The 6,929-nt window shown below is 34.6% G+C and carries 11 protein-coding genes and 1 pseudogene; all 12 read left to right on the top strand.

The window, feature by feature from the left end; translation table 11 throughout:
• The first annotated feature begins 414 nt into the window (after positions 1-414).
• The 12 genes and pseudogenes from MWH30_RS13105 to MWH30_RS13050 all read left to right on the top strand — a co-directional run bounded on the left by MWH30_RS13105 (position 415) and on the right by MWH30_RS13050 (position 6,798).
• Positions 415-624 (top strand): ArsR family transcriptional regulator, encoded by a 210-nt coding sequence (locus tag MWH30_RS13105; RefSeq protein WP_248664545.1) that lies wholly within the window; start codon positions 415-417, stop codon positions 622-624.
• Positions 625-659: 35 nt separating this feature from the next.
• Complete coding sequence (locus MWH30_RS13100) at positions 660-959, top strand: hypothetical protein (RefSeq protein ID WP_248664544.1); 300 nt, start codon at positions 660-662, stop codon at positions 957-959.
• Positions 956-2,110 (top strand): annotated as a pseudogene (locus MWH30_RS13095) (aminotransferase class V-fold PLP-dependent enzyme). Before MWH30_RS13100 ends, MWH30_RS13095 begins: the two are co-directional and overlap by 4 nt.
• A gap of 80 nt (positions 2,111-2,190) precedes the next feature.
• Positions 2,191-2,361 (top strand): hypothetical protein, encoded by a 171-nt coding sequence (locus tag MWH30_RS13090; protein WP_248664543.1) that lies wholly within the window; start codon positions 2,191-2,193, stop codon positions 2,359-2,361.
• A 31-nt stretch (positions 2,362-2,392) separates the two neighbouring features.
• Positions 2,393-2,563, top strand: a complete 171-nt coding sequence (locus MWH30_RS13085; protein ID WP_248664542.1) for a hypothetical protein — start codon at positions 2,393-2,395, stop codon at positions 2,561-2,563.
• 75 nt (positions 2,564-2,638) lie between these two features.
• Complete coding sequence (locus tag MWH30_RS13080; protein ID WP_248664541.1) at positions 2,639-2,809, top strand: hypothetical protein; 171 nt, start codon at positions 2,639-2,641, stop codon at positions 2,807-2,809.
• 73 nt (positions 2,810-2,882) lie between these two features.
• A complete protein-coding gene (gene cysE / locus MWH30_RS13075; RefSeq protein WP_248664540.1) occupies positions 2,883-3,512 on the top strand; it encodes a serine O-acetyltransferase in 630 nt (209 codons plus the stop codon).
• Between the two features lie 18 nt (positions 3,513-3,530).
• Positions 3,531-3,677, top strand: coding sequence for a hypothetical protein (locus MWH30_RS13070; protein ID WP_248664539.1), 147 nt, complete (start codon positions 3,531-3,533; stop codon positions 3,675-3,677).
• Positions 3,678-3,789: 112 nt separating this feature from the next.
• Positions 3,790-4,866 (top strand): ACR3 family arsenite efflux transporter, encoded by a 1,077-nt coding sequence (arsB, locus tag MWH30_RS13065; protein WP_248664538.1) that lies wholly within the window; start codon positions 3,790-3,792, stop codon positions 4,864-4,866.
• Positions 4,867-4,958: 92 nt separating this feature from the next.
• Entirely contained in the window at positions 4,959-5,279 is a 321-nt protein-coding gene (locus MWH30_RS13060) for an ArsR/SmtB family transcription factor (protein ID WP_248664537.1), read from the top strand.
• Positions 5,280-5,358: 79 nt separating this feature from the next.
• Positions 5,359-6,531, top strand: coding sequence for a permease (locus tag MWH30_RS13055; RefSeq protein WP_248664536.1), 1,173 nt, complete (start codon positions 5,359-5,361; stop codon positions 6,529-6,531).
• Between the two features lie 36 nt (positions 6,532-6,567).
• Positions 6,568-6,798 carry a thioredoxin family protein gene (locus tag MWH30_RS13050; RefSeq protein ID WP_248664535.1) on the top strand — a complete coding sequence of 77 codons (231 nt, stop codon included), beginning with the start codon at positions 6,568-6,570 and terminating at the stop codon, positions 6,796-6,798.
• Positions 6,799-6,929: the final 131 nt, after the last annotated feature.

The raw sequence follows: 6,929 nt of genomic DNA, 5'->3' as shown, positions 1-6,929 counted from the left end.
TTTGATTGAAAAATTAAGGTGAAGTGCAAAGATTTAAATTGTTAATGGATATTCTATTAACAAAATAACACAACAGGGGGTGACTAAAATGATGAATGAAAAGATGATGAAAATGTGCAAAGAGATGATGGATAAGGAAATGATGGATGAAAAAATGATGAGAATGTGCAGAGAAATGATGGGTAAATAGAAAAAATTATAATTAATTAAAGAACTTAAGTGAAGCGCCACCCTTAAATAGATCTGTAATTTAAAGGTGGCTTCTCACTACTTCGCATACTCTACAAAATAAGCAGACTTTTTAAGTTACTTTACTAAAAACCAATATATGCTTGCAAAAAAATAAAAAGTAAGATAAAATAAAAGTACTTACTTATATAAGTATATATTAATATAATGGAGTGCTTATATGAAATGGAGATAAATGATAAAACTATAGAAAATACAGAACTCTCTCAACCATTGGTTTCTTTTCACTTAAAGGGTTTACGAGAAGCTAATATCATAAGCAGTCAACGTGAAGGAACCTTTGTTTATTATTCTTTAAATAATTCTAAGCTAGTTAGAGATCTGATGCTATTTAATAAACATTTAGATTATTTTGAATCTAAATGTTTAAGTTAATAATAAATCTACTAATAAAATGGAGGGTTAATAAAATGAATAAGGGGTTTAATCCTGTGGAGATGTGTCAACGAATGACTGAATCTACTGGTAAAGCTATGGAGATTGCTAGTTATGCAACTCCAGAAGTTAGAGCTTTATTTGAAGATTGGGTGGAGGCTATTGAAGAAGAAATAATAAAAATTATTAAAGAAGAAAGTAATACTGAGAATCTCAAGCCAGATCAGATTGCTAAAAGATTGAAAATAAGCGAAAAAAGTGTGAATTTCTTTATTGCTAAACTAGCTCAACAGGGAGAATTGAAAATTACGGGAATAGAATTGGTTAATAAATAAGGAAGGGGGAGATAATTATTTATTTAGATAATGCAGCAACTTCTTATCCCAAACCGGAAAGAGTTTATGAAACTATAGATAATTATCTGCGTCAAATAGGAGTAAGTCCAGGACGAGGTACTTATCAGCAAGCTCTAAAAGCTGAAGAAATGGTTATCAAAACTCGTCAATTATTAGCTCAGCTTTTTAATATTCAGAAAATAGAATAGATTGTTTTTACAGCTAACGTAACGGAAGCATTAAATATAGCTTTAAAAGGCTTTTTAGAAAAAGGTGATCACGTAATTACTAGCCATTTAGAACACAATTCTATGTGGCGTCCTTTGAGAGTTTTGGAAGAAAAGGGAATGATTGAATTAACAGTTCTTGCTTGTCCAAAAGGAAGGCCTTTCAGTAAAGAAGACTTAGTAGCGGCTATTCGTCCGGAAACAAAATTAATTGCTCTTAATCATGCCTCCAATGTTACTGGGACTATTTTGCCGATTAAAGAAGCAGGTGAAGTTTCTCGCCGATACGAAATTCCTTTATTAGTCGATGCTGCTCAAACAGCAGGTATATATCCTATTGATGTGGAAGAGCTAAATATTGATTTATTAGCTTTTACTGGACATAAAGGCTTATTAGGCCCTACTGGAACCGGAGGTCTTTATATCAATCCTGAATTAAAGTTAACTCCCTTGAAAGAGGGAGGAACTGGTAGAAATTCCTTGTTGGAGCGTCAACCTGATTATCTGCCAGAACGCTTTGAAGTAGGCACTCAAAATGCAGCTGGAATAGTAGCTTTAGGAGCGGGAGTGGAATTTATCCTTGAAGAAGGAATAGAGAATATTTGGAAACATGAACAAAAACTTAAAGACTATGCTTTAAAAAGTTTAGCTAAACTCCCTGAAATAAAAGTATATAGTCCTGTGGAGGAACAAGTAGCAGTTATTTCTTTCAACATTAAAGGCTTTCCACCTCAAGATGTAGCTAAAGTGCTTGATGAAGTCTATGGAATTATGCTTAGAGCTGGGCTTCATTGTGCTCCTCAAGCTCATCGCTGTATTGGTACTATGAAAGAAGGAACGGTTAGGTTAAGCATAGGTTATTTTAATACTAAAGCAGAAATTGAGCAATTAACTGAAGCCTTATCTGAAATTATAAACTCTTAAATTAACTTAGCTCAAATTCATCTCCATTCGTCGACTATAATTTTCTTTGCTAATTTTAGATAAAAAAAGGAGGGGATAGTATGGATAAGAAATCACTTGTTATTCTTGAAGAAGATGACTTAGCTAAATTGAAGCAGCTTCGTCAAAAAAAGGATCCTGAACGAGCAATGGAATTTCTAGAAGAAGTAATAGTACCTAAAGTTGGTAAAAAGTCTCGTTGTTTAGAGGGGAAACATATCAGAATGAAGTAAATTATTTTTTCTATGGGGGGAGGTGTGAGTGATGGTTAAAGAAGAACAGAAGGAAGCTATCAAAAAGGCTCTGGAAGATTTAACTGATAAAAAAGAGATTAGCTGTGAAGTTGTAGGAGCAATAGCTGCTAAAGTAGGATTAGAGGCTTTAGAAGCAGGCCGAATTGCTAAAGAGGAATTAGGCTATCGGATACCTGGTTGACCTCATTTTGGTGAATAGACTCTGTAAGAGTCTGAAAATTTGAATAGTTTAGCCAGGAAGGAGGGAGGGATTAATTTGAAAAAGGTATTTATTACTTTATCAGCAGAAGATCAAGTTAAATTAGATCAAATTCGAGCTGATAAAGACCCACAAAAAGCTTTAGATTTTTTAGTAAAAGTTATAGCAGCTAAAATTGATAAACAGCAGAAAAGTCGAATGGCTCATAATGTGATAAGCTTAGATTAATGAACATAGCTATAAATGTTCATTACTTGTTAACTAAGTATAAAATTATTCAATTCCAAAAGTGGTGATGAAGATGTTAAAGTTGATTAGAGATGATGTTCAGGTGATTTTTGAGAGAGATCCAGCGGCTAAGAGTTTATTAGAGGTGATATTGACTTATTCAGGTTTACATTCTATTATTACTCATAGAATTGCTCATTTTTTGTATAATAAAAGGATGCCTCTTTTACCAAGATTAATTTCACAAATAAGCAGATTTTTTACTGGAATTGAGATTCATCCAGGGGCTGAAATTGGAAAAGGTTTCTTTATTGATCACGGTATGGGGGTAGTAATTGGAGAAACTACTGAAATAGGTGATAATGTAACACTTTATCAAGGAGTAACCTTAGGCGGAACCGGCAAGGAAACTGGAAAGCGTCACCCTACCTTAGGTAATAACGTAATGGTGAGTGCTGGAGCTAAAGTTTTAGGAGCTATGAAAATTGGAGATAATGTTAAAGTAGGAGCAGGGGCTGTTGTTTTAGATCCAGTACCTGAAAACTGTACGGTAGTAGGTATTCCAGGTAAGATAGTTGTTCAAGATGGAGAACGGGTTAAGGGAGAGATTGATTTAGAGCACGGTGATTTGCCTGATCCAGTAGAAGAAACATTAAAGTCTATCAATGAGAGAATTAAAAAGTTAGAGGGAACAGTTGAATAATTCAAAGGAGGGATTAACTTGAGTAAAGTATATATTAAACTGTCGGCTCAGGAACAAGCTAGATTAAATAGGATTTGTGTTGATAAAGATTCAGAGGGAGCTTTAGATTTTATTTTGGGGGTTGTAGCTACTAAAGTTGATGAGAAAAAAGAAGCTAATTCTTAATTAAAATTTTAGCTAAAAATCCCACTATTTTCAGTATAATTTCAATCTCGGGTGGTTAAATTACCTATTGAAGTGATTAAGAAATTTAGATATAGTGGGGAGGTAGCTAATTATGAATAATGAAGATGAAGTAGATATTCAGCCAGAAAAGGAAGGCTTAGGCTTCTTTGAAAAGTACTTAAGTATCTGGGTAGCGATCTGTATTGGAATTGGAGTTTTGATCGGTAGATTTTTGCCGGGTATTCCAGAAACTTTAAGTAGATTTGAATACGCCCAAGTTTCAATTCCGGTAGCTATTTTGATCTGGTTTATGATCTATCCAATGATGGTGCAGATTGATTTTGGTAGTCTCTTAGAAGTTGGTAAGAAGCCTAAGGCTTTAACTATGGTGACAGTTAGCAACTGGTTGATTAAACCCTTTACTATGGCTTTTTTTGCTTGGTTATTTTTTAGACAGATTTTTGGTGGATTTTTGGGCCCGCAGTTAGCAGATCAGTACATAGCCGGAGCCATTCTCTTAGGTTCGGCTCCCTGTACAGCAATGGTTTTTGTGTGGAGCTATTTAACCGATGGCGACCCTAGCTATACTTTAGTGCAGGTAGCTTTGGATGATTCGATCTTAGTTATTGCTTATGCACCTATTGTAATACTATTATTAGGAGTAACTGATTTTACTGTTCCCTATAGTACAATTATATTATCTGTAGTTTTATATATTGTAGTACCTTTAATTGCTGGCTACTTATCTAGAGTTTATTTAATTAAAAACAAGGGAATCGAGTGGTTTGAAGATGTATTTCTTAAAAAGTTGGATAATATCACTATTATCGGTTTATTACTTACCTTGATTATCATATTTTCCTTCCAAGGAGATGCTTTAATTAATAATCCCTTACACGTATTGATAATTGCTCTCCCAATTACTATTCAAGCCTTCTTTATCTTTTTCTTAGTTTATCTGACCGCCAAAAAATTAAAGTTGAAACATCCTATAGCAGCTCCGGCAGCTATGATTGGAGCTAGTAACTTCTTTGAATTAGCTGTAGCAACGGCTATTTCAGTTTTTGGAATTACTTCGGGGGCGGCTTTGGCTACGGTGGTAGGTATTTTGGTAGAGGTTCCTTTGATGTTAGTAATAGTAGGGATAGCTAATCGAACTCGACACTGGTTTGAATATAGCTCAGCATAAAGTTACTTTGTTAAAAGTCTTGACATTTGGGAGTCAATTAATTATAATTACATTAGCATATATTAATGTAATCTTTAAAAGGAGCACTTATAATGTCAGAATTAATTAATAAATTAAAAAGTGATCTGTTTAAAGCTCTAGGGCATCCTACTAGAATTGGAATATTAGAGTTGTTAAAGGCCGAAGGAGAGCTATGTGTTTGTGATATTTATGAAAATTTAGATCTAAGTCAGTCAAATATATCTCAGCACTTAAAAATTTTAAAGGAGCAAAATATTGTCAGTAGTTATAAGGATGGCGTTAAGGTCATCTATAGCCTTAAGGATGAACAGATTTGTGATGTCTTAACTACAGTTGAAAAAATGTTAATTAAGCAAATTAATGAAACTAAGATGGCTTTAAAGAAAGATTAATATTTTTTATATATTAATTATATTAGTAATTAATTATATTATAATATAATTAATGCAGAGAGAGGGGGGGAGATTAAAAATGAGTAGACTAAACAAATTAGCACTCTATGTAATCGTTTTTTTAGCAGCAGTGTTAATTCCTTTTGATGCTGCTAGTGTTCAAGAAGCAATCTTGGAGGCTTTTGCTTTAACTCAGTATTATGCTAGAGAGCACGTTATCTTTTGTCTAATACCGGCTTTCTTTATCGCTGGAGCTATTGCTGATTTTATTTCTCAGGATGCTGTGTTAAAGTATTTTGGGAGTAAGGCTAAAAAGTGGGTTTCTTATTCAGTAGCTTCTGTTTCGGGAACAATCCTTGCTGTCTGTTCCTGTACGATACTACCGCTTTTCGCTGGAATTTATAAGCGAGGAGCTGGAATTGGGCCAGCTATAGCCTTTCTTTACTCCGGGCCCGCCATTAATGTACTAGCAATTTTACTTACCGCTAGGGTATTAGGATGGCAAATGGGTTTAGCTCGAATTGTCGGAGCTGTTGTTTTTGCTATTGTAATCGGCTTACTGATGGCTGTTATCTTTAAAGAAGAGGAACAGGAAAGAATGGATGATTTTGTGCAGACTGCGAGTGAAGAGAGTAATAATCGAAGTGGCTTGCAAAATATTATCTATTTTGCAACTATGGTTTTAATTTTAATCTTTGTTACTTGGACTGAACCGGAGCAGGCTGTAGGCTTATGGCAAGCTATCTATAGTGTAAAATGGTATTTAGCTGGCGGACTGTTCTTAGTTTTATTGGGGCAGCTATATTTCTGGTTTGATAGAGAAGAAATTTCTTCTTGGCTGGATTCTACTTGGGAGTTTGCTGAGCTGATTGCTCCTTTGCTCTTGGCTGGTGTTTTAATTGCTGGCTTTTTAATGGGTCGACCGGGAACTGAGGCGGGCTTGATTCCTCCGGAGTGGATTTCTAGCTTAGTGGGGGGTAATTCCTTATTAGCTAACTTTGTTGCTTCCATTTTAGGAGCTTTTATGTACTTTGCTACGCTGACAGAAATTCCAATCTTACAAGGGCTTTTAGGCTTAGGAATGGGCGAGGGCCCGGCTCTAGCCTTACTTTTAGCGGGCCCGGCTTTGAGCTTACCTAATATGTTAGTAATTCGCAGCGTGATTGGAACTAAGAAGACAGCTGTTTTTGTAGTTTTAGTAGTTATAATGTCAACTATTTCAGGAGTGATCTATGGTAATTTGGTTTTATAGTTAAAATATATACGAAAGACAAAAGGGGGTGGAAGAATGAAGATTACGGTTTACGGCCCGGGTTGTAAGAACTGTACTAACTTAACCAATAATGCTAAAGCAGCTATTGAAGAGTTAGGAATTGAAGTAGAAATTGAAAAAGTAGAGGATATAAATGAAATAGCTATGGCTGGAGTGTTAAGAACTCCTGGTTTAGCTATTGATGGTGAACTTAAGGTTGAAGGTAAAGTAGCTACTAAGGAAGAAATCAAAGATTTAATTGAATAATCTAACTGAATCGGCATTAAAAGGTTCTAGCTTCAGCTAGAACCTTTTAATATTCAATCAGGGCAATCGCATGAATAAATTTTATTTTAAAACTCAATCTTATTTCTTATACTCAGTTTGAATTTAAAAAA

Source organism: Fuchsiella alkaliacetigena (assembly GCF_023227765.1).
Taxonomy (GTDB): Bacteria; Bacillota; Halanaerobiia; order Halobacteroidales; family Acetohalobiaceae; genus Fuchsiella; species Fuchsiella alkaliacetigena.
The sequence above is the reverse complement of the archived record's forward strand: the minus strand, read 5'-3'. Positions and strand labels throughout refer to the sequence as shown.

Bases quoted from the DNA above. Each gene is read 5' to 3' on its own strand.
- MWH30_RS13105 (WP_248664545.1), top strand. From the start codon at position 415: ATGGAGATAAATGATAAAACTATAGAAAATACAGAACTCTCTCAACCA.
- MWH30_RS13100 (WP_248664544.1), top strand. From the start codon at position 660: ATGAATAAGGGGTTTAATCCTGTGGAGATGTGTCAACGAATGACTGAA.
- MWH30_RS13090 (WP_248664543.1), top strand. From the start codon at position 2,191: ATGGATAAGAAATCACTTGTTATTCTTGAAGAAGATGACTTAGCTAAA.
- MWH30_RS13085 (WP_248664542.1), top strand. From the start codon at position 2,393: ATGGTTAAAGAAGAACAGAAGGAAGCTATCAAAAAGGCTCTGGAAGAT.
- cysE (WP_248664540.1), top strand. From the start codon at position 2,883: ATGTTAAAGTTGATTAGAGATGATGTTCAGGTGATTTTTGAGAGAGAT.
- arsB (WP_248664538.1), top strand. From the start codon at position 3,790: ATGAATAATGAAGATGAAGTAGATATTCAGCCAGAAAAGGAAGGCTTA.
- MWH30_RS13060 (WP_248664537.1), top strand. From the start codon at position 4,959: ATGTCAGAATTAATTAATAAATTAAAAAGTGATCTGTTTAAAGCTCTA.
- MWH30_RS13055 (WP_248664536.1), top strand. From the start codon at position 5,359: ATGAGTAGACTAAACAAATTAGCACTCTATGTAATCGTTTTTTTAGCA.
- MWH30_RS13050 (WP_248664535.1), top strand. From the start codon at position 6,568: ATGAAGATTACGGTTTACGGCCCGGGTTGTAAGAACTGTACTAACTTA.